The sequence below is a fragment of the Micromonospora sp. AP08 genome (genome assembly GCF_008085935.1).
In the GTDB taxonomy this organism is placed as follows: Bacteria; Actinomycetota; Actinomycetes; order Mycobacteriales; family Micromonosporaceae; genus Micromonospora; species Micromonospora chersina.
Window position 1 is genome coordinate 280,838 of sequence record NZ_VSEZ01000003.1, and the last position, 19,353, is coordinate 300,190.

20 protein-coding genes are annotated in these 19,353 nt (G+C 74.7%); 10 read left to right on the forward strand and 10 right to left on the reverse strand.

All coding sequences use genetic code 11. From position 1 onward, the window contains the following. Positions 1-40: 40 nt before the first annotated feature. From FXF50_RS07710 to FXF50_RS07720, 4 genes are all read right to left on the reverse strand, one after another. Positions 41-916, reverse strand: a complete 876-nt coding sequence (locus FXF50_RS07710; RefSeq protein WP_148426525.1) for a PH domain-containing protein — start codon at positions 914-916, stop codon at positions 41-43. Between the two features lie 6 nt (positions 917-922). Next, positions 923-1,081: a hypothetical protein gene (locus FXF50_RS29225; RefSeq protein WP_167544553.1), complete on the reverse strand. Its 159-nt coding sequence runs from the start codon at positions 1,079-1,081 to the stop codon at positions 923-925. Between the two features lie 118 nt (positions 1,082-1,199). Further along, positions 1,200-1,886, reverse strand: coding sequence for a TFIIB-type zinc ribbon-containing protein (locus FXF50_RS07715; protein WP_357667456.1), 687 nt, complete (start codon positions 1,884-1,886; stop codon positions 1,200-1,202). A 132-nt stretch (positions 1,887-2,018) separates the two neighbouring features. Continuing rightward, the gene (locus FXF50_RS07720; RefSeq protein WP_148426526.1) at positions 2,019-2,642 is read right to left on the reverse strand and encodes an RNA methyltransferase; all 624 of its coding nucleotides are present in this window, start codon (positions 2,640-2,642) and stop codon (positions 2,019-2,021) included. 148 nt (positions 2,643-2,790) lie between these two features. Between FXF50_RS07720 and FXF50_RS07725 the strand changes: the two genes are divergently transcribed. Continuing rightward, positions 2,791-3,414, forward strand: a complete 624-nt coding sequence (locus FXF50_RS07725; RefSeq protein ID WP_148426527.1) for a hypothetical protein — start codon at positions 2,791-2,793, stop codon at positions 3,412-3,414. Between the two features lie 35 nt (positions 3,415-3,449). Here the strand turns inward: FXF50_RS07725 and FXF50_RS07730 are convergent, their stop codons facing one another. Continuing rightward, positions 3,450-3,941 carry a hypothetical protein gene (locus tag FXF50_RS07730; protein WP_148426528.1) on the reverse strand — a complete coding sequence of 164 codons (492 nt, stop codon included), beginning with the start codon at positions 3,939-3,941 and terminating at the stop codon, positions 3,450-3,452. 175 nt (positions 3,942-4,116) lie between these two features. Continuing rightward, on the reverse strand, positions 4,117-4,632 hold the full coding sequence (locus tag FXF50_RS07735) for a MaoC family dehydratase (protein WP_091314480.1): 516 nt from the start codon (positions 4,630-4,632) through the stop codon (positions 4,117-4,119). Positions 4,633-5,177: 545 nt separating this feature from the next. Between FXF50_RS07735 and trxA the strand changes: the two genes are divergently transcribed. The 3 genes from trxA (at position 5,178) to FXF50_RS07750 (ending at position 7,046) form a co-directional block, all read left to right on the forward strand. Next, the gene (gene trxA / locus FXF50_RS07740) at positions 5,178-5,546 is read left to right on the forward strand and encodes a thioredoxin (RefSeq protein ID WP_091314483.1); all 369 of its coding nucleotides are present in this window, start codon (positions 5,178-5,180) and stop codon (positions 5,544-5,546) included. A 160-nt stretch (positions 5,547-5,706) separates the two neighbouring features. Beyond that, positions 5,707-6,147 carry a hypothetical protein gene (locus FXF50_RS07745; protein ID WP_148426656.1) on the forward strand — a complete coding sequence of 147 codons (441 nt, stop codon included), beginning with the start codon at positions 5,707-5,709 and terminating at the stop codon, positions 6,145-6,147. After that, a complete protein-coding gene (locus tag FXF50_RS07750; RefSeq protein ID WP_255509934.1) occupies positions 6,144-7,046 on the forward strand; it encodes an MFS transporter permease in 903 nt (300 codons plus the stop codon). The genes FXF50_RS07745 and FXF50_RS07750 overlap by 4 nt, the downstream gene beginning before the upstream one ends. Here FXF50_RS07750 and FXF50_RS07755 read toward each other — a convergent pair. The 3 genes from FXF50_RS07755 to FXF50_RS07765 form a co-directional block, all read right to left on the reverse strand. Next, positions 6,960-8,426: a dynamin family protein gene (locus FXF50_RS07755; protein ID WP_222866022.1), complete on the reverse strand. Its 1,467-nt coding sequence runs from the start codon at positions 8,424-8,426 to the stop codon at positions 6,960-6,962. The genes FXF50_RS07750 and FXF50_RS07755 overlap by 87 nt on opposite strands. Beyond that, a complete protein-coding gene (locus FXF50_RS07760) occupies positions 8,423-10,282 on the reverse strand; it encodes a dynamin family protein (RefSeq protein ID WP_255509935.1) in 1,860 nt (619 codons plus the stop codon). Before FXF50_RS07760 ends, FXF50_RS07755 begins: the two co-directional genes overlap by 4 nt. Before the next feature lie 100 nt (positions 10,283-10,382). Continuing rightward, positions 10,383-11,297: an IniB N-terminal domain-containing protein gene (locus FXF50_RS07765; protein ID WP_148426529.1), complete on the reverse strand. Its 915-nt coding sequence runs from the start codon at positions 11,295-11,297 to the stop codon at positions 10,383-10,385. A gap of 287 nt (positions 11,298-11,584) precedes the next feature. Here FXF50_RS07765 and FXF50_RS07770 point away from each other — a divergent pair, with 287 nt between their 5' ends. From FXF50_RS07770 to FXF50_RS07795, 6 genes are all read left to right on the forward strand, one after another. Next, on the forward strand, positions 11,585-12,844 hold the full coding sequence (locus FXF50_RS07770) for an Hsp70 family protein (RefSeq protein ID WP_148426530.1): 1,260 nt from the start codon (positions 11,585-11,587) through the stop codon (positions 12,842-12,844). A gap of 5 nt (positions 12,845-12,849) precedes the next feature. Then, positions 12,850-15,405, forward strand: coding sequence for a LuxR C-terminal-related transcriptional regulator (locus tag FXF50_RS07775; RefSeq protein ID WP_222866023.1), 2,556 nt, complete (start codon positions 12,850-12,852; stop codon positions 15,403-15,405). Next, on the forward strand, positions 15,402-17,327 hold the full coding sequence (locus FXF50_RS07780; RefSeq protein WP_148426531.1) for an ATP-binding protein: 1,926 nt from the start codon (positions 15,402-15,404) through the stop codon (positions 17,325-17,327). Before FXF50_RS07775 ends, FXF50_RS07780 begins: the two co-directional genes overlap by 4 nt. Continuing rightward, positions 17,328-17,774 (forward strand): roadblock/LC7 domain-containing protein, encoded by a 447-nt coding sequence (locus FXF50_RS07785; RefSeq protein WP_148426532.1) that lies wholly within the window; start codon positions 17,328-17,330, stop codon positions 17,772-17,774. After that, positions 17,752-18,132: a DUF742 domain-containing protein gene (locus FXF50_RS07790; protein ID WP_148426533.1), complete on the forward strand. Its 381-nt coding sequence runs from the start codon at positions 17,752-17,754 to the stop codon at positions 18,130-18,132. Before FXF50_RS07785 ends, FXF50_RS07790 begins: the two co-directional genes overlap by 23 nt. 101 nt (positions 18,133-18,233) lie before the next feature. Continuing rightward, a complete protein-coding gene (locus FXF50_RS07795; protein ID WP_148426534.1) occupies positions 18,234-18,935 on the forward strand; it encodes a cellulose binding domain-containing protein in 702 nt (233 codons plus the stop codon). A 16-nt stretch (positions 18,936-18,951) separates the two neighbouring features. Here FXF50_RS07795 and FXF50_RS07800 read toward each other — a convergent pair whose 3' ends face one another. Continuing rightward, positions 18,952-19,332: a thiol-disulfide oxidoreductase DCC family protein gene (locus FXF50_RS07800; protein ID WP_148426535.1), complete on the reverse strand. Its 381-nt coding sequence runs from the start codon at positions 19,330-19,332 to the stop codon at positions 18,952-18,954. Between the last annotated feature and the right edge of the window lie 21 nt (positions 19,333-19,353).

A 19,353-nucleotide genomic window follows, 5' to 3' on the forward strand; every position in this document is an offset into this window, starting at 1 on the left:
CAAATGGTGCGCAGTTCCTCCGATGTTCGGACGAAAAGTTTCAGGCGCCGTCGTCGGCCTTCGCCTCGTCGGCCTCCTTGCCCAACCGCGCCTCGACGGCCTGCGGCTCGTACATCTCTTCGACGACGCGCAGGTAGAGCTCGTTGGGGTTGGGCAGGTTCTTGATCTCGCGGAGCGCCTGCTCCTGACCGGCCGACTCCAGCACGAAGGTGCCGTAGTTGAGCGCGCGGCCGGTCGGGGTCTGCTCGTACTTCATGTCGGTGACCCGGACCAGCGGCATCATGGCCACCCGGCGGGTGATGATCCCGTTGACCACCATGACCCGCTTGTTGGTGAGGATGAAGCGGTCGTACCACCAGTCGGCGACCCGCCAGGCGACCCAGCCCATCACGGCGAACCAGAGCAGCACCGCGACGGTGGTCAGCGCCCCGACGTCGCGCCCGGCCAGGAAGCCGGAGAGGTAGCCGAGCACGAAGGTCGCCGCGATGCCGACGACGATCGGGGTGGAGAGGTGGATCCAGTGCCGCTTCCACTCGCCCCGGTAACGCTCGGTGGGGAAGAGGTAACGCGCGACGAGCGAGCTGGGCTCGTCCTCCAGCGGCAGCACCCGGCGGGGGGCCATGCCGGAGGCGTCGGCACGCAGGCCGGCCAGCTCGTCCTCGGAGATCTGCGGATTCTGGTAGCCGGACTCGGGGTCGCGGATCCAGGCGCGGCCGGACCGCCCCTCCCCCGCGAACCCCGGCCCGTCGCCGAAGGCGGCGTCGTCCGAAAGGGAGGGGCCACTGCCGTAGCCGGAACCCGAGCCGAAGCCCGGGCCGTCGTCGGGGTCGATCCGCGGGATCGGCTCGGTGTCGCGCTCCCGGCGCTCCCGGTCGGGGTCGTCGGGGTCGAAGGGTGGACCGGAGGGGCTTCCCATCGGTGGCTAGGCGACCAGGTTGGTGAAGAAGTCGCCGAAGCCCTGCGCGATGTCCATGATGCCGCCACCGAGAGACTTGAACACGTCGGCGGCGGAGTTCGGCCGGTAGGCGATGAAGAAGATCAAGAATGCGAGGCCGGCCCAGGTGAGGACCTTCTTGACCATAGCGGGCCATCCTCTCGCGCGGAGCCGGGTCCGTTTACCGCAGCGGCACCCAGAGTATCAGCATGATGTCGTAGAGTGAATATCTGCGTCTGTTCCCCGACTTGCCCGTGCCGGCCGGTCAGGCCCGCCCGTGCAGGTACGGAGATGGTGCGCCGTACACGAGTTCGGGCGGTGTCCACTCGGTGAGGTCGTGCAGCACGACTTCTTCCGCGAGGAGGTGACCCGCACTCGCCGGCCAGGCTATCGCATGGAGCCACATTCCCCGAGCCTCGCCGGCGTACGCGCTTCGATCCGTCGGCGAATTCACAAGCCACAGTGGAGTGGGATGGCCGCCCACCCGGATCTTGGCGTGCGGCACCCGCTCGGGATGACCAGGGCCGGGATCGGAGAGCGCCTCCGCCACCTCGGGCCCCGGATCGGGACCGGGGAGGCCGGCGAGGCGGGAGCCGAGCCCGACACCCGGCTCCTCGGCGACGAAGAGCAGGTCGGCCGGTCCACCGTCGAGCGGGGCCGGACCGGCGCAGGCCACCGCGGTGGCGCGCACCCCGGACCGGTCGTCCCCCACCCACGCCACACCGGTCAGCGTCCAGCCGGTGGGCAGCGGCCACGGGCACCAGAGCGGCACCCCCGGCTGCCCGGCCGGATCGGCGTCGGCGGCCACCCGCTCCACCACGCTCGCCATGATCTCGGCGCCGATGTGCTCCGGCACGTGCAGGGGCGGCACCGGACCGCAGCGCAGGCACCGGTACTCGCCGTGCATCAGGTCCGGCTCCCGGACCGGGCCCGCGCACCTCGGACAACTCACCGCGACACTCACCTCTTCACCGTCACCCGGGACCGGCGGGGCGTCAAGCCGAGCGGGCGGACGGACCGCGGGATTTCCGTCCGCCGGCGGAACCGACATGGGAATTCCCGCGAAACGGCGAGGTCGGGGCGCTCAGTCCGGCGGCGCTCCGGCGTATTCCCGGATCCAGGCGTGCATGGCGATCCCGCTGGCCACGCCCGCGTTGATCGAGCGGGTGGAGCCGTACTGGGCGATCGAGAAGAGCTGGTCGCAGGCCGCCCGCGCGACGTCGGAGAGCCCCGGCCCTTCCTGGCCGAAGAGCAGCACGCAGCGCCGCGGCAGGGTGCTCGACTCCAGCGGCTTGGAGCCGGGCAGGTTGTCGATGCCGACCACCGGCAGCCGCTCCCCGGCCGCCCAGGCCACGAACTCCTCGATCGTCGGGTGGTGCCGGACGTGCTGGTAGCGGTCGGTCACCATGGCGCCCCGCCGGTTCCACCGCCGCCGCCCCACGATGTGCACCTCGGCGGCGAGGAAGGCGTTGGCGTTGCGCACCACCGTGCCGATGTTGAAGTCGTGCTGCCAGTTCTCTACGGCCACGTGGAAGTCGTGCCGGCGCCGGTCCAGGTCGGCCACCACGGCCTCGTGCCGCCAGTAGCGGTAGCGGTCCACCACGTTGCGCCGGTCGCCCTGGGCGAGCAGCTCCGGGTCGTAGCGCGGGTCGTCCGGCGGGTCGCCGGGCCAGGGCCCCACACCCACGTCGAGCTGGTCGTCGGTCACGGTCTGAAGAGGGTACGGCCCGAAGTGTCGCACCTGCGGGACCGGGTGTCGGGTGCGCGGCAGCGCACGGGACAGCCGATCCGGCCCGGGCCACCTACGCTCCACTCGGAAACGGGGGTGCACCGTGCGGACGTGGTGTCGGTGGAAGGTGACGGCGACCCTGCTGGCGAGCCTGGTGGCGACGGGCTGCGCGTCGACCGCCGAGCCGGGGGATGGAGCGACCACGGTCGCCGCCCAGGGCGGGAGCACCGCCGCCGGGCCGAGCCCGGGACCGTGGCCCAACGCCAGCGCGTCGCCCCTGGACCGGGTGCTGCGCACCGGCATGCGAATCGGCGACGACGAACTGCTGCTGAGCCCGTCCCGCGACCACATCGTCGACACCGCCTGGTTCGACACCCGCACCGGCCGCTACCACGAACTCCCTGAGGACGAGAACTTCCGCTCGGCGCTCGGCGACGATCGCGCCCTGCCCTTCTTCGAGGTACGCGAACGACCCGATGCGGAAGGCCGGCTGATCACGTACGGCTTCGCCTCGACGCGGGTGAGCCGGGCGACCATCGCCCAGCCGGGCTACCCGACCACCACCCTCGCGGTGGCGCCGTGGGGCGGGGACGACCCCTCGACGCTGTTCTGGGCCGCCCGCCCGGGCCGGCCACTGACCGCCGAGCTGCCCACCGACCAGCGCGCCGTCTGCACGCTCTACGACGTGGCGGGACAGGTGATCGCCCGGCTGACGCTGGCCGAGCCACGGTTCGAGCCGAAGGGCGGCTGACCGCCCGGCCGGCGCCTGGCGCGTGGCGGCACCGGTCAGCGAAGGTCCAGGGCCCCGGCGAGCCGGTCGAGGAAGCGCCGGTCGGCGGGGCTCGGCGCGGTACCGCCGGCCCGGCACACCCGCGCCGCCACCGATTCCACCCACTGCCGGTACGCCGCCGAGTCGGCGGGGTCGGCGCGCCGCCGGAGCACCCGTACCGTGGCCCGGGCGGCGGCCAGCAGGTCGACGAGGTCGGTGAGGCGCTCGTCCCGCTCGGCGGCGCCGTCGTGGCGGGCGTAGATCGCGGCGACCACGGCCCGGATCAGATCGCTGTCGAAGGCCCGGCCGGCCGCCACCGCGTCCAGCCCGGCGAGCCCGGCGGCGACGCCGCGCGGCGGGCGGCCCGGACCGGGTGAGGCGGCGGCGACGAGGACCCGGCCCGGCAGGTCGGTCAACAGGTCCCACTCCGCCGCGGAGTAGACGGCGGTGGTCAGCGGTGCGGCACGGCGCCCGGCAGAGGGCGGCTCTCCGGCGACGGAGTGGCTCATCCCGCCGCTCCACTCCGCTCCGCGGCGCCATGAGCCATCGACGCGCTGAGCCGGATGATTCGCTCGCTGCGCTCGCTCATCGCGGGACCTCCGGCGTCAGCATATGCCCCGGAACGGGAAAAGGGCCCCTTCCCCGCGGAACGGAAAAGAGGCCCTTCCGGGCGTACGCGAAAGGTCAGCGCGGCTCGGGGAAGCTGGGCCGCTCGGGGTCGACGCCCTCGGGCAGCGCGGCCGCCGCGTACTCCTTCTTGGGGACCATGACCTTGCGGCGGAACACGCAGACGAGCGTGCCGTCCTGGTTGTAGCCCCGGGTCTCCACCGCGACCACGCCGCGGTCCGGTTTCGAGGAGGACTCCCGCTTGTCCAGCACCGTGGTCTCGCCGTAGATGGTGTCGCCGTGGAAGGTCGGGGCGACGTGCCGCAGCGACTCGATCTCCAGGTTGGCGATCGCCTTGCCGCTGACGTCCGGCACCGACATGCCGAGCAGCAGCGAGTAGATGTAGTTGCCGACCACCACGTTGCGCTTGAACTGGCTCGCCGACTCGGCGTAGTGGGCGTCCATGTGCAGCGGGTGGTGGTTCATGGTGAGCAGGCAGAAGAGGTGGTCGTCGTACTCGGTGACCGTCTTGCCGGGCCAGTGCCGGTAGACCGCGCCGACCTCGAACTCCTCGTAGTAGCGGCCGAACTGCATCCTTGTCCCTTCGACGGGCGGCGATGGAGTTCGGCACAGCATGCCTTACCGCTTGTTAAGGCGGTGGGCGGGGCGTTGCCGGTGCGGAAAAGTCACACCCGGACCGACCCGGGTGGAGACGCAATGAGCGGCGGGGCCCTCCCCGGCACCCGCCGCCCACGCTCTGATGGGAGAGATTCTGCCGTACGCCGGTACTGTATCGACAGAGACGGACGTCACATTTATCTTTTCGTAACACTACTCATAGTGACGGAAGCTCACTCCACAAGCGATCTCCGGTGGCAGGATCGCCGCTTGTCAAGCGTCAAGTTACCGATTCGTAGCCCGTACGCGGAGTGATCTCTTTGGAAGCGCTCCCATCACGTCCCGTCACGCAAATGCGTCGTGCACTTGCGTTCCGCACGGCCGGGGAAACAGACTTCGTTCGATGCTTCGCAGCGTCACCGACATGCTGCGCAGCGTTTCGTCGCGCACGTCACGGGAATGCGGAGGCATCCACCCTGGTTCCACGGGACGTAGGCAATCCGCGCTGATCGGAGAGTGCAATGGCAACGGTTGAGCTGACCACGGCCAACTTCGACGAGGTGACCGAACGCGACGGCATCGTCCTGCTCGACTTCTGGGCGGACTGGTGCGGCCCGTGCAAGCGCTTCGCCCCCGTCTACGAGCGCTCGTCCGACAAGCACCCGGACATCGTGTTCGGCAAGGTCGACACCGAGGCGCAGCAGGAGCTGGGTGCCAAGTTCAACATCAGCTCGATTCCGACGGTGATGGCGATCCGCGACGGCGTGATCGTCTACGCCCAGCCGGGCGCCCTGCCGGAGTCGGCGCTGGAGAACCTGATCGAGCAGGTCCAGCAACTCGACATGGACGACGTCCGCAAGAAGCTGGCCGAGCACGGCCACAAGCACTGAGCCGACCGGCTCCGACACACCGGCCGGGTCCCCACCGCGGGGGCCCGGCCGGTGTCGTTTCGCCCTGCCCGGAACGCCCGGAAAGAGCGACACGGGCAGCGAGGAATGGACGACGGACCGACGCCGTCCGCACATGTTTCTCCCGTATCGTCACGAGCCGATGGAGACCTTGACCACCCGCGGGCGTGCCGTCCGAGTGGGCGCAACGCTGCTCGGGCTGGCGCTGCTCCTGCTCGGCACCGTGCGCGGCACCGACGACGACTTCCCGTTCGGGCCGTTCCGGATGTACTCCACCTCCGACCCGCCGGACGCGCCCGCCCCCGACACCCGGGTCGAGGGCGTCGACCGGACCGGGGCGGTGGTGCCGCTCGGCCAGGACGCCACCGGCATCCGCCGCGCCGAGATCGAGGGCCAGCAGGACCGGTACGCCGCGGACCCGAGCCTGCTGCGCCGGGTCGCCGAGGCGTACGCCGAGCGTCACCCTGCCGCCCCCGACCTGGTCGAGGTCCGCATCGTGGTCCGCTGGTACGACATCCAGGGCGGCCGCCCGACCGGCCGCTGGACCGATCGCACCGCCGTACGCTGGAAGACCGCCCCGTGACCGGCTGGCTGACCGAGGCGGTCCCGCGCGGCCGGGTGGCTGCCTTCCGCACCCTGGTCTACCTCTTCGTCGCCGCCGACCTGGTGGTCTTCACCCCCTGGGTCCGCACCCGGGTCGACGTGCCCGGCGACCTCTACCAGCCGCTGCTGATCGGCCGGCTGCTCCCGCTGCCCACGCCCACGTCGGCCCTGGTCGGCGTGATCTTCTGGGTGCTGCTGGCGGTCTCGCTGCTCGCCGCCACCGGCCGGGCGCCCCGGCTGCTCGGCTGGACGGTCTTCGCCCTCTACTTCGAGTGGATGATCGTCGCGATGAGCTACGGCAAGGTCGACCACGACCGGGTCGGGCTGCTCGTCGCGCTGGCCGTGCTGCCGACCGCCGGGCGGGCCCGACACGGTGACCCGACCCGCACCGAGGCGGGCGGCTGGGCGCTGCGGGTCACCCAGATCGCGGTGATCTGCACCTACTTCCTGGCCGCCTGGGCGAAGTTCCGCTTCGGCGGCCTGGACTGGGCCACCGGCTCCGTCCTGGCCCGGGCGATCATCCGGCGGGGCACGGACCTGGCCGACGTGATCGCCCAGGTGCCGCACCTGCTGATCGTCGCCCAGTTCGGCATCCTGGCCTTCGAGCTGCTCAGCCCGCTCGTGTTCCTGCTGCCGGAGCGGTGGCGGCTGGCCACGGTCGGCTTCTTCTACTCGTTCCACCTGGCGACCATCGCGACGATCACCATCTCGTTCGCCCCGCACCTCGTGGCGATGACCAGCTTCCTGCCCCTGGAGAAGGTCCGCCCGATCGCCTGGCTCCGCCGGCGCCGGTCACCGGCCCCCCTCGGCCAGCTCGGCGAGCATCCCCTCACAACTGCGGACGACGACCTGGGCGCCGCGCCGCTGGGCCAGGCGTAGCAGCGGGTCCTCCGCGCGGTTGCGCCACCGCCACTGCGCCTCAGAGGCGGCGTCCCAGAGCCGGTGCACCGTCGCGTCGTGCTCGACGCCGAGCCGGGCCGCCAGGCCGACCCCGTCACCGCCGACCAGCCGCGCGGCCTCGGCCGCCAGCTCGCCGTCGAAGCCCAGCCGCGTGGTCCGCAGCGCGGCGAGCAGGCGCAGCTCGCGGAACTCGTGCGCGCCGACGAGGATCTGCTCGACCCGGCCCAGCAGGTCCTCCGTCCCCCGGCCGGGCTCGGCCCGCAGCAGCGCCTCGACGGCCGCCAGGGCCGAGCGCGCCTTGAGCGTGTCCCGCCGGTCGACCAGGAGCCGGGCCAGCGACTCGCGCAGCTCGGTCAGGCCGCTGCGCCGGATCAGCTCGGCGGAGAGCTTCGCCCGGCTGTCGCAGCCGGTGCGGATCAGCGTGGTCGCCAGCCGGATCCCGAAGAGCCCGAGCCGGTCCAGCAGACCGGCGCGTACGCCGGTGTCGAGCCGGACGGGCAGGTCGCCGCGGAGGAACCGGTCGGCCGAGAGCAGGTGCGTCTCCAGCTCCGGCCGGGGCACTCGGGCCAGCGCGGCGAGCACGGCGTAGTCCGACTCGCTGAGGATCCGGCCGGCCAGGCCGAGCAGGCCACTGCACGGGACGACGTGCACGCTGAGCTCGTTCACCCGGGGATCCCGGTGCTGGCGCCGGGCGAGTTGGCGGGCCGTGAGCAGGCCGTCGATCCGGCCGCCGCCGGTCTCGTCCACCCGCGACAGCACCATGATCACGTGTACGGCGGCGGCCTGCCCGACCGCGCTCTCCCGGCTGGTCTCCAGCACCCGCAGGTCGCTGTCGCGGCCGTCGCGGGTCAGGTACAACACCGCGTCCGCGTCCCGCAGCACCCGCTCCATCACCGGCGCCCGGCCCTGCTCGTCGCAGCCGGTGGCCGGGGTGTCGATGAGGGTCACCTGGCGCAGCGTCCGGGTGGGCCACTGCACCACGATGTCGCGCAGCTCGCCCGCCCGCCAACCCACGAGGTCCACCCGCATCCCGGTCGCGGACTTGACGATCGCCAGCTCCTGCGGCGGCTGGCCGTTCGCGTACGCGGTCGCGCTCGGCTGCGGCCCGTCCTCGTACCAGGTGAAGACGGTGCTGCCGTCCACCCCGTCGACCGGCGCGACCTCCTCGCCCATGATGGCGTTCAGCAGGGTCGACTTGCCGGACCGCCACGGGCCGGCGATCGCGATCCGCAGCGGCTGCTCCAGCCGGGCGAGCTGGTGCCGCAGGTGGTCCGTCGCCCGGGGGTTGTCCCGGTAGTGCTGGAGCGCCTGATGCAGCAGGCCCCAGACCGCCTCGTCCAGCCGCAGCCCGACCGTCATGGCCGGGGCTCCAGCGGCGCCGGGGCGGGTCGGGCGCCGATCAGCTGCTGGGCCTGCTCGAAGAGCCCCGCCAGCCGGGTCATCTTCAGCCGGATCTCCCGCTGCCGCTGGTCGCGGACGGCCGCGTCGGTGTCGGCGGCCTGCTTCGCGCTGCGGAACGACCGGATGATCGCCTCCTGGAGTTCCTCGGTCAGCCCCGTGAAGTGGTCCCGCAGCATCCGCTGCACCTGCCGGACGGCGTCCCGGCGGTCCTTGGTGACCCGGACGAAGAAGTCGTCGACGTGCCGCTGGATCGCCGTCTTGACCACCGCCTGGCGGCGGCGGAGCAGTTGCTTGCTCTCGTCGCGGATGCTCTTGCCGCCGAACAGCGCGCCGACACCGACCGACAGCGGGTTGATCATGGGCATGCCGGCCAGCGTCGTCGCGAGGCCCGCCATCAGCAGGCCGCCGTACGAGCCCCGCATGCCGCTGATCAGCTTCTGGCTGGTCGTGAACCGGTCGACCGTGGGCCGTTCCAGCTCGGGCAGGCCGTCGCCGAGGTCCGGGGGCGTCGTCATCGACCAGGGCGGCAGCACGTCGCCGCCGTACCGGGCGAAGTTGTCGGCCACCCGCCGCGCGGCCCAGTCGCAGCGGCGGACCAGCCACTCGTGGTTGGCCTCCGCCGCCTCGGTCAGGCTGCGCTCCAGCCATTCCTGGAACGTGTCCCAGCTGACCAGCGGGTCGGCGCTGTCGAACGCGTCGTCGACCTCGCGCAGGATCTGCCGGGTCCGGTCGCGCAGGTCGTACTCGATGTCGGCGAGCAGGTCGGCCATCTCGTCGGCGAGCGTGTTCTGCCACCTCGTGGAGCAGCGACGCAGCTCGTCGACCTCGCGCTGCGCCGCGTGCAGCCGGGAGATGGGACCGGACTGCTCCTCGACCTCCTGGCTCTCCAGCTCGGCGCGCAGCGGCGCGGCCAGCTGTTCCACCACCGTCCGGGCGATCACGCCGACCGCGGCCCGGGCCAGGCGGTCGGACTTGCCGGCGAGGTCCCGCTGCAACCGGCCGATCAGCACGGGGAAGCCGGACTCGGCGTTCAGTTCCCGGTCGTCGCCCGCGGCCGCGCGCAGCCGCAGGGCCGCCGAGACCGGGATGACCGGCGCCGGCACGCCGGCCTCGGCGAGGTGCTGCCGGTTGCGCTCGGCGACCGCGCGCCAGTCCGGCACGAGGTCCGTCTTGGTCTGCACCAGCACGACGTTCGGGTGCGACCGCGCGACGTGCAGCAGCATGGTCAGCTCGCCGGCCGAGAGTTCCCGAGTGGAGTCGGAGACCAGCAGCACCGTGTCCGCCCACGCCGGCGCGGCGGTCGGCCCGGCGGCGCCCAGTGCGGCCGCCTCCTCCGCGCCCGGGGTGTCCACCAGCACGAGCCCGGAGCCGAGCAGCGCTCGCGGCAGTCCGATCTCGACGTACGCGGGGCCGCCGCCCGGCCGGCGGCCGAACGTGCCGGCCACCCCGGCGGCGACCTGGTCCAGCGGCACTGGCGTCCGCTCGCCGGTCACCGGGAGCACCGCGCCGGCGGGCCGGCCCGGAGTGGGGGGTGGCGCCTGGACCACGGCGGCCGACGGCGCCTCCGCGTGCTGCACCACGGTCGGCAGCACGGTGGTGCGGCCGTCACCGACCGGGCAGGCCGGCGCGTTGACGATGGCGTTGATGAGCTGACTCTTGCCCTGCTGCGACTCGCCGATGACCAGCACGCGCAGCCGGGGGTCCAGCAGTTGCACCCGCTTCTGCCGCACCGTCTGGAGCAGGTCGCCTCGCCCGTGTGCGGCGCACGTACGGGCGATCTCGTCGAGCACATCCAGCCAGATCCCCGCGATCACGCACCAAGTGTGCGGATTTCGGCTCAATTATCAAGAGGGTGGTGAACGGAGAAGGAGCGGGAGGCCGGATCGTGCCTCCCGCTCCTGCCTGAGCCCTCCGTCAGAGCAGCCCACCCAGCAGGCCGCCGTCGGACGAGGCGTGCGCGTCGGCCTGGATCCCCGCGCCGTGCGCCCCGGCGTCGCCGGTGATCCCGTCGGTGAGGCCGCCGACGGTGCCCGTCACGCCGCTGACCGTGCCGGTCACACCGGAGAGCGTGCTGTCCACCTGGTGCGTCACACCGTCCACGGTGGCCGGCACGTGCACCGGCGGGACCACGCCGGTGCCGTCGCCCAGGCCGAGCCCGCCGAGGGTCTGGTCGACGCCGAGCGAACCAACGACGCCGTGGACCTGGGCCTGCGTGCCGGAGAGGACGCCCAGGTCGCCGCCGAGCACGGCACCGTCGTGCAGCAGGTCGGTGCCGCCCACGGTGCCGAGCGGGTCGCCGACCGTCCCGGCGACGTCCCCGACGACCGGGTCGACGGCGGTGTCCACCGTGCCCACCACGTCCGAGTCGAGGGTGTCCGCCACGTCGTGCACCGCGGTCAGGTCGGTGCCGAGCCCGCCCGGCCCGACGCCCAGGCCGATGCCCGGGACCAGGGCCGCGCCGGCGTACAGGCCGGCCGGGTCGACCGCGATGGCGCCCAGCGCGCCCGCCGACACGTCCACGCCGCTGTGGGAGCTGCTCACGCCAATCTGGTGCGGCACCGCCTGGACCTGGCCGACCACGTCGGTGACGTCGCTCGTGAGCGGGTCGAGCCCGAGCTGCCCGACCACCGGGGCCACCGGGGCGAGCCCCGCCGCGCCGGGGGCGTAGTCGACCACCAGCGGGACGACGTCCTGCACGTCGGCGGCGGTGACGTCGGTGAGCCCCGCCGCCTGCAGCGCGCCCTCCGGGTCGAGGTCGAATGCCGACCGCGCGTCGGGGTCGGTGAGCAGGTTGAGCACGAAGTCGTGCAGGGTCTGGTGCGAATCCATGGGGGCTTCTCCTCGAACGTAGCGTCAGCACCGTCGTGCCGCGACAGTGACGCTAGGGCCGGGGGCCGCCGGTGGTCATCGGGGCGCGACCCGCAACCCACCCCCGCCGATTAGGGTCCCCGCCCCCTCGCGCGTTAGGGGGACAGGGGGAGCCGGGCCGGGCGGAGTTAGGGTACCGGGTCGGACGCGATCTCTGGTACGAACGTAGGAGCCCACGGGGTTCGCCGGGGGTGGGTCGCCACGGTGCCGACACCGTCCCCAGGCCACTCGCGGTGGAGGAAGAACGAATGCCGTACGTCCTGGGGTTGGACATCGGGAACACCGGCACGGCCGCCACCGTCGCGAGGCGGCGGGGCGAGTCCTGGGCCCGTCCCGAGGTCGTCACGCTGGTTGGCCGGTCGGCCGTCGTACCGTCGGTGCTGCACCTGGCGCCCGACGGCTCTCTCCGGGTGGGCGAGCCGGCGACCGACGACCGCAGCGGCACCACCCGCGATTTCGTCAGCCGGGTCGGTGACGACGTGCCCCTCCTGCTCGGTGGTGAGCCGTGCCCGCCGGAGACGTTGGTCGCCGAGCTGGCGGCGTGGGTGGCGCACCGCGTCTCCGCCTACGAGGGCGAGTTCGCCGAGGCCGTCGTGCTGAGCCATCCCGCCGGGTGGGGCCCGCACCGGCGCGACCTGCTGCACCGCGCACTGTGGACCCTCGACCTGCGGAACGTCACGCTGCTCCCGCGCACGGTCACGGTGGCCGAGAGCCACGCGGCGCGGGGCTTCCCGGGCACCACGGCCGCGGTCTACGCCCTGGGCGGCACCACGTTCGAGGCGGCGCTGGTCCGCCGCAACGCGCGGGGCAGATACGAGACGTTCGGCCTGCCGCAGGGCCTGGAGACGCTCGGCGGCACCGACTTCGACGAGGCACTCGCCGAGCACGTGCGCGCCACGCTCGGCCGGGAGTTCACCGGCGCGGGGGCCCAGCCGGCCCGGTACGGGCTGCTGGCGGAGTGCAACCGCGTCAAGCGGGAGCTGACCATCGCCACGGAGGCCGACGTCATGCTCACCCTGCCGGGCGGCCCCGTCCGGGTGCCGGTCACCCGGGCCCGGTTCGAGGACATGATCCGGCCCGCGGTGCGCGCCACCGTCGACCTGCTGGTGCAGACCGTGCACTCCGCCGGCCTGACGCCGGCGCAGCTCGACGGCGTCCTCCTGGCCGGCGGCTCGGCCCGGATCCCGCTGGTCACCGAGCTGCTCACCGCCGCGCTTCCCGTCCCCGTCGAGGTGGAGCCGGACCCCCAGCTGACCGCCGCCACCGGGGCGGCGCTGGCCGCCTGCCAGGTGGTGTCACCGCGCCCGCGCCGCCCCGCGCCGGTCCCCGCCACCGCACCGGTGGGTGACGCCGCGCCGGCCGTTCCGACATGGCGGGACGCCGAACCCGATCACCCCCGTCACGGCGAGCCACCGGCCCGCCCCCCGGTCCGGATCAGCCCGCTGAACCTGCCGAAGGCGTCCCGCCTGGCGCTGGCCCGCGGGCGCGGCCGGGACCGCGAAGGATGACCGACATGATCATGAGTACCGTCACCGACGCCCGGCTCGTGCTGGGCACCGGGCCGGCCGCGCTGCTCGGAGCGGTCGGGGCGGATCCCGGGCGCCCCCTCGCCGTCGGCGTGACGGGTCCCGGCGGCCACGGAAAGACCGCACTGCTGCGGGAGCTGGCGCGGGCCCACCGGGAGGCGGGTGCCACGGTGCGGGAAGGCGCCCCGAGCCCGGACCACCCGGCCGACCCCGAAGCCGTGCTGCTCGTCGACGACGCGCACCTGCTCGACGACGCGCGGCTCGAGACGCTGCGCCGGCTGGTGGTCGGCGGCCGGCACCGGCTGCTGGTCGGTTACCGCCCGTGGCCCCGGCCGGCGGCGCTGGCCGGGCTCGCCGAGGCGCTGAGGCGGGACGGGCAGCAGGTCGTGCTCGACCCGTTCACCGTCGAGCAGACCCGCGAATACCTCGCCGGCGTGCCCGACCCCGGCCGGGGAGGCGAGCTGGCCGCGTTCGTGCACGCGCAGACCGGCGGGGTCCCGCGGGACGTCGAGCGCCTGGCCCGTGGGATGCGCGGGGCGGAGAGCCCGCCCGGCCCGCCGACCGAGCCGCCGCGGGCGGCCATCCTCGCGTTCGGGACGGACCTGGAGGAGCTGCCGCAGGACGTCCGGCGGCTGCTGCTGGCCGTCGCCGCTGGCGTCCCGTTGCCGGTGGACCTGCTCGGCCCGCTGCTCGGCCGGGAACCGGCCTCGGTGGACGAGCTGGTGGCGTACACCCGGGCGGCGGGCCTGCTCGGCGCGGACGGCCGGCTCGCGCCGATCGTGCGGCGGGCGGTCGTCGCGCTGAGCCCGGCCACCGAACGCACCGCGATCTGGCGCCGCCTCACCGAGGTGCAGCTCGGTCGTGGTGCGGCGGTGCTCCCGCTGGTCCGGTCGCTGCGCGCGGCCGGCGCCCTCGACGACTGCCCGGCCGCGGCGCTGGAGGCGGCGGCCGAGGAGGCGCTGGGCGGTGAGCCGGCGCTCTCCGCCGAACTGTTCGCCGCGGCCGCCGCCGGAGGGCTGCCGGCCGGCGGCCGCCAGGCCGTCGCCGCAGCCCTCGCCGGCGACCTGGAGGCCGCGCTGCGGCTGGCCAACCGGCTGCTCGGGACGGCCCCGCCGGCCGTGCGGGCCGAGGCGGCCACGGTCGCCGCGACGGCGTTGGCGCACCGGGGGCAGGTGGAGCGCAGCGTCGAGCTGTACCGGTGGTCCGGCCTCGCCCCGTCCGCGGCGTTCGCCACGGTCGGCGCGCTCGCCCTCGGCCGACCGGTCGCGGGCGTCGACGTGCCCGACGATCCGGGCGGCGGGCCGCCGACCCTGCACGCCAGCGCCGCGCGGCTGATGGCCGAGGGGGTACGCGAGAGCATTGCCGGCCCGCCGACCAGCGCCCTGTCCCGGCTGGTGCAGGCGACCGCGCTGCTGGAGCCGGACGGGCGGCGGGTGCTCCTGCCGGACAGCCCGGCCGCGCTCGCCGCGTTGACCGCCATCCACTGTGCCGAGCTGGACATCGCCGAGGGCGTGCTGGACCGGGCCGTGACGACCGGCATCGGGGGCCCGCTGATGGCTCGCCGGCACCGGTTGCTCCAGGCGTGGATCCTGATGGTCCGCGGCCAGACGGCCGCCGCGGCCGACCGCCTCGCCGCGGTGACCGTCGGCGACCGGCCGCTGGAGTCGCGCGACCTGCTGCTGGCCACCGCGCTCCGGCTCGGCATCGCCCGGCGCAACAGCGACGTCGCGGGGCTCCAGGGCGGTTGGGGCCCGGCGCTGGAGGCCGCGGTCCGGCACCCGGTGGACCTGTTCACCCTGCTGCCGCTGGGCGAGCTGGCGGTCGCCGGCGCCCGGCTGGGCGACCTGGCCCGGCTGAAGCCCTACCTGCGCGAGGCCTGGCTGCTGCTGGACCGGCTCGGCGACCCGGCGCTGTGGAGCGCGCCCCTGCACTGGACCGCGCTGCACGCCGCCATCCTCACCGAGGAGCCGGCGGTCGCCGACGCGCACGTCGCCGCCCTGCTCGCCGCCGCCGACCACAGCCGATACGCCACGGTGGCCGCCGAGGCCGCCGCGGTCTGGGTCGAGGTGCTGCGCGGCGTCGTGGACCCGGTCCGGGTGGAGGCCGCCGCCCGCGGGCTGCACGACGCCGGGCTGTGCTGGGACGCCGCCCGCCTGGCCGGGCAGGCCGCGATCCGCACCTCGGACCGGCGTGCCATGACCACCCTGCTGGAGTGCGCCCGGGTGCTCCAGGCCCGCCCGCCGGCCCGCACCGACGGCGCGGGTGACGGCGGGGCGCCGGTGGCCGACGCCGGCCCCACCCGGTACCGGCTCAGCGACCGGGAGCACGAGGTCGCCGAGCTGGTGCTGGCCGGCCTCACCTACCGGGAGATCGGGGACCGGCTCTTCATCTCCGCCAAGACGGTGGAGCACCACGTGGCGCGCATGCGGTCCCGGCTGGACTGCGCCAACCGGGCGGAGCTGCTGGCCCTGCTGCGCACCGTCGTGGCGGACCGGTCGGGCGTCGCCGGCCGGCAGCCGTGGCCGGAACGGGGTCCGCGGTGAGCCGGCCGGCCGGTCACCCCGGCTCGCGGCTCAGGCTTGCCGCGCTGGCCGCCGTTCTGCTGACCCTCTGGGCGTACGCGGCCGCGCTGACCGGCCGGGACGCCGCCGACCTCATGCGGGTCCGGGCCCTGGCGGACACCCTCGGCCAACCCACCGACCTGCTGATCCTCGACCTCCAGCTCGAACGCCGGCTGACCGCCGAGACGATCGCCGGTGCCGGTCGGACGCGGGCCGCGCTGGCCGAGGCGCGGGACCGGACGGACGCAGCCGTCGCCCCGGTGCGCGCGTTCACGCGGGGCCACGACGCGCGCCTGCTCACGGCGGGCGCCGTGCGGGACCGGGCCGACGAGCTGGTGCGGCAGTTGACCGGGCTGGCCATCCTCCGGTCCGAGGTGGACGGCGGGCGGCTCGACCGGCCGAGCGCGGTCGCCGCGTACGACCGGCTGGTCGACGCCGCCTTCGCCGTGTACGGCCCGGAGTGGGGTGGGCGGGAGGACGAGCTGGCCGCCGAGACCCGGTCGGTCGTCGCGCTGGCGCGGGCCCGCGAGCTGCTCGCCCGCGAGGACACCCTGCTGACCGCCGCTCTGGCCGGCGGGGGGATCGGCGACGACGACCGGCGCCGCCTGGCCGAGCTGGTGACCGTCGCGCGGTACGCCCGGACGACGGCCGCCGCCGCGCTGCCGGCCGACGGACGGGACGCGCACCGGCGGCTGGTGGAGGGCCCCCGGTTCGCCGGCCTGCTACGGCTGGAGGACCGGCTGCTCCGGACCCCGGGCGCCGGCGGCACGGCCGGCACCAGCACGCAGGGCTGGCGGCAGGCCGTCGACCCGGCCCTGAGCGGGCTGCGGGACCTCGTGAGCACCACGGCCCGCGGCAGCGTCGAACGGGCCGCGCCGGGCGCCGCGCTGGTGGTCACCCGGACCGGCCTCGTGGTGGGACTCGGACTCGTCGCGGTGCTCGTCGTGCTGGTCGGCGCGTCCCGCACGGTCGGCCGGGCCGCCGGGCCGGACCGCCCGGAGAGCCTTCCCCGTGCGGGCTCCGCGGGCGACGCCGGCCCTCCGCCCGCGGTGGCCGCCACCGGCGAGCTGTTCCTGCGGCTCACCCGGCGCAACCAGGCCCTCCTGCGCGAGCAGCTCGACCTGCTGGGCGCCATGGAGCGGCGGGAGCGCACCGCGGAGGAGACGGCCGACCTGTTCCGGCTCGACCACCTCGCCACCCGGATCCGGCGCAACGTGGAGAAGCTGGTGATCCTCGCCGGTGCGACGCCGGCCCGCCGCTGGCGGCGGCCGGTGCCACTGCTCGACGTGGTCCGCGGGGCGGTCGCCGAGGTGCCCGACTACCACCGGGTCCTCGTCGCGCCGCACTGGCCGTGGACGATCGCCGGTTCCGGCGTCACCGACGTGGTCCACCTGCTGGCCGAGCTGATCGAGAACGGGTTGGCCTGCTCACCGGAGCACACCACGGTCCGCGTCGCCGGTGAGCCGGGGCCGCAGGGCTGCGCCGTGGTGATCCTCGACGACGGGCCCGGCCTGGACGCCGCCGCGCTGGCCGAGGCGAACCAACTCCTGGACCGGCCGGCCCCCGACGGCCCGCCCGCCGGCCGCGCCGGGCTGCACGTCACGGCTCTGCTCGCCGCCCGGTGCGGCGCCCGGGTGTCGCTGCGCCCCGGCCCGCGCGGCGGAACCGCCGCCGTCGTACTGCTGCCACCCGGTCTGGTAACCCCGATCGCGTCCCCCGGCGGCCCGGTGGCCGACGGGCGTGCGGCCGTGCCGGCGCCGGCCCACGCCCCGCACCCGTCGGCGGCGACGGGCCAAAGCGGCGCGCTGCCCACGCGGATCCGCCGGTCCGGGGCGGTCCCGCCCGCACCCACCGACCCCGACACCCCTCCAAACAACGCTCCGCAACAGCGGGAGAGGACCTAGATGACGCATTCAGCGGTCGCCACCGACAGCCTGACCGAGGCCCTGGACGGCCTGGTCGACCGGGTCCCGGGAGCCGAGGTCGCCGTGGTCCTCTCCCCCGACGGGCTGCTGCTCGGCCGGTCCCGGCACGTCGGGGACCAGGTCGCGGAGCAGGTCTCCAGCCTGGTCAGCGGGCTCTACGCGCTGGGGCAGGCCGCCGGGCGGGTGTGCCTCGCCGGCGGGCTGCGGCAGGTCGTCGTGCAGATGGCGCGCTCGTTCGTGTTCGTGGCCACCACCCGGGGCGGAGCGATCCTCACCGTCCGGATGGGCGGCGACGCCGACGTCGGCGACATGGCGTACGAGGTGGCGCTGTTCGCGGCGCAGGCCGAGCGGGCCCTGCCCGTCTACCTCGAACCGGCCCGGACGGTGACAGGCGGGATCAGCGGTGCGCACCACTGGAGACCATGACGAGGCGTGGTACGACGAGGACGCCGGGCCGGTGGCCCGGCCGTACACGGTGACCCGCGGCCGTCTCACGTCCGACCACGGTCAGCTCGACCTGATCTCCCTCGTGGTGTCCCGCCGGGCGGCCCCCGCCGCCGCACAGCTGTTTCCCGAACAGGCGCGCATAATCGAGCGGTGCCACCGTCCACTGTCGGTGGCGGAGGTCGCTGCCGAACTGGAGCTGCCGTTGGGTACCGTCCGGGTACTGCTCGGCGATCTGCTGGAGGCGGGGCTGATCGAGACGCACGAGCCACCGTCACTGTCCGGAGCGCCGTCCAGGGAACTGCTCGAGGCGCTGCTCGACGGCCTCCGCACGCTGTGACGGGCGGAGACCGCGGCCTCCGGCCCGATGGACGACCTGAAGGGGGAAAGGGCCCAGTGCCGGCACCACCGTCCCCGCCACGGCGGACCCTGCCGATCATCGTGTTGGACGGGCTCGTCGCCGCGGTCGGGGCCGTGCGTCGCGCCGTCGTCGGCCGGCGTGACGGCTCACGGCTCGCGTACGTGGCCATCGCCGCCTCGCTGGGGGTGCTGCTCGCGACCGCGTACTCGATCGTCACGGTGCTGCGCACGCCGGAGCGGCTGACCCCGGTGGCCGTCGGGCCGGCCGGCAGCGTGCCGGCGACCGATCCGGTGACGACCGGGACGCCGGACGGGCGAGCCGAGCCGAGCGACGCCATCCCGCGGATGTCCACACCGCCTCTCCGCACGGCCGCGCCCGAGGCCCCCGTTGCGCCGGCCACGCTGCCCTCGACCGGGGCGCCGCCGGCGACCACCCCGGCGCCACCCCGGCCCGTCCCGCTGGGCGCCACCTTCGCTGTCGAGGACAACGCCCTGCTCAGCTACGGCGCCGCGGTGACGATCGACAACCCGGGTACGGCACCCGCGCCGGCCTGGACCCTGGTCGTCGTGCTGCCCCGCGAGTCGCTCCGGGTCACCTCGGTCACCGGCGCCCGGGCCAGCCAGGACGGCGCGACCTGGACGTTCGTGCCGGAGGGGGACACCGGCCGGGTGCCGGGCCACGGCACGGTCCGCATCACGTTCCGGGTCAACGGCGCGGCGATCAGCGCCACGCCCACGGCGTGCACCATCGACGGGGCCGCCTGCACGGGCCTGCCCGGCTGACGGGCGGGTCGGGGTCTCAGTTCCGCCCGGCGGACGGCACCGCGCAGGCCGCGGTGCCGCCGGGCAGGCGGTGACGGTTGCGGGCCACCCACCGGTACGCCGGCCAGGCCGCGGCGCGTACCGGAGCGAACCGGAGCCCGGCCCCGGCGGCACGCCAGAGCGGGTTGCTGTCGCCGAGCAGCCGGGCGATGGCGTCCGGGCCCGCGGCGCGTACGCCGTCCGCGCCGACCCACTGCACCGCTTCCTCGCACTCGGCCTCGGTCAGGCCCAGCGCGTCGAGGTCGGCGAACTGCCAGGGCAGCACCCGGGCCCCGGTCGGGATCCAGCGCTCGATGATCCGCGCGCACTTCGTGCAGAACGCGCAGTCGCCGTCGTAGACGAAGGTCGACGTCTCCATGTCCCCATCCTGCACCCCGCC

Excerpts from the sequence above, each read along its gene's own strand:
- FXF50_RS07745 (WP_148426656.1), top strand. The coding sequence starts at position 5,707 with ATGGAGACCTTGACCACCCGCGGGCGTGCCGTCCGAGTGGGCGCAACG.
- FXF50_RS07755 (WP_222866022.1), bottom strand. The coding sequence starts at position 8,426 with ATGACGGTCGGGCTGCGGCTGGACGAGGCGGTCTGGGGCCTGCTGCAT.
- FXF50_RS07785 (WP_148426532.1), top strand. The coding sequence starts at position 17,328 with ATGACGCATTCAGCGGTCGCCACCGACAGCCTGACCGAGGCCCTGGAC.
- FXF50_RS07710 (WP_148426525.1), bottom strand. The coding sequence starts at position 916 with ATGGGAAGCCCCTCCGGTCCACCCTTCGACCCCGACGACCCCGACCGG.
- FXF50_RS07765 (WP_148426529.1), bottom strand. The coding sequence starts at position 11,297 with ATGGATTCGCACCAGACCCTGCACGACTTCGTGCTCAACCTGCTCACC.
- FXF50_RS07735 (WP_091314480.1), bottom strand. The coding sequence starts at position 4,632 with ATGCAGTTCGGCCGCTACTACGAGGAGTTCGAGGTCGGCGCGGTCTAC.
- FXF50_RS07800 (WP_148426535.1), bottom strand. The coding sequence starts at position 19,332 with ATGGAGACGTCGACCTTCGTCTACGACGGCGACTGCGCGTTCTGCACG.
- FXF50_RS07730 (WP_148426528.1), bottom strand. The coding sequence starts at position 3,941 with ATGAGCCACTCCGTCGCCGGAGAGCCGCCCTCTGCCGGGCGCCGTGCC.
- FXF50_RS07770 (WP_148426530.1), top strand. The coding sequence starts at position 11,585 with ATGCCGTACGTCCTGGGGTTGGACATCGGGAACACCGGCACGGCCGCC.
- FXF50_RS07775 (WP_222866023.1), top strand. The coding sequence starts at position 12,850 with ATGATCATGAGTACCGTCACCGACGCCCGGCTCGTGCTGGGCACCGGG.
- FXF50_RS29225 (WP_167544553.1), bottom strand. The coding sequence starts at position 1,081 with ATGGTCAAGAAGGTCCTCACCTGGGCCGGCCTCGCATTCTTGATCTTC.
- trxA (WP_091314483.1), top strand. The coding sequence starts at position 5,178 with ATGGCAACGGTTGAGCTGACCACGGCCAACTTCGACGAGGTGACCGAA.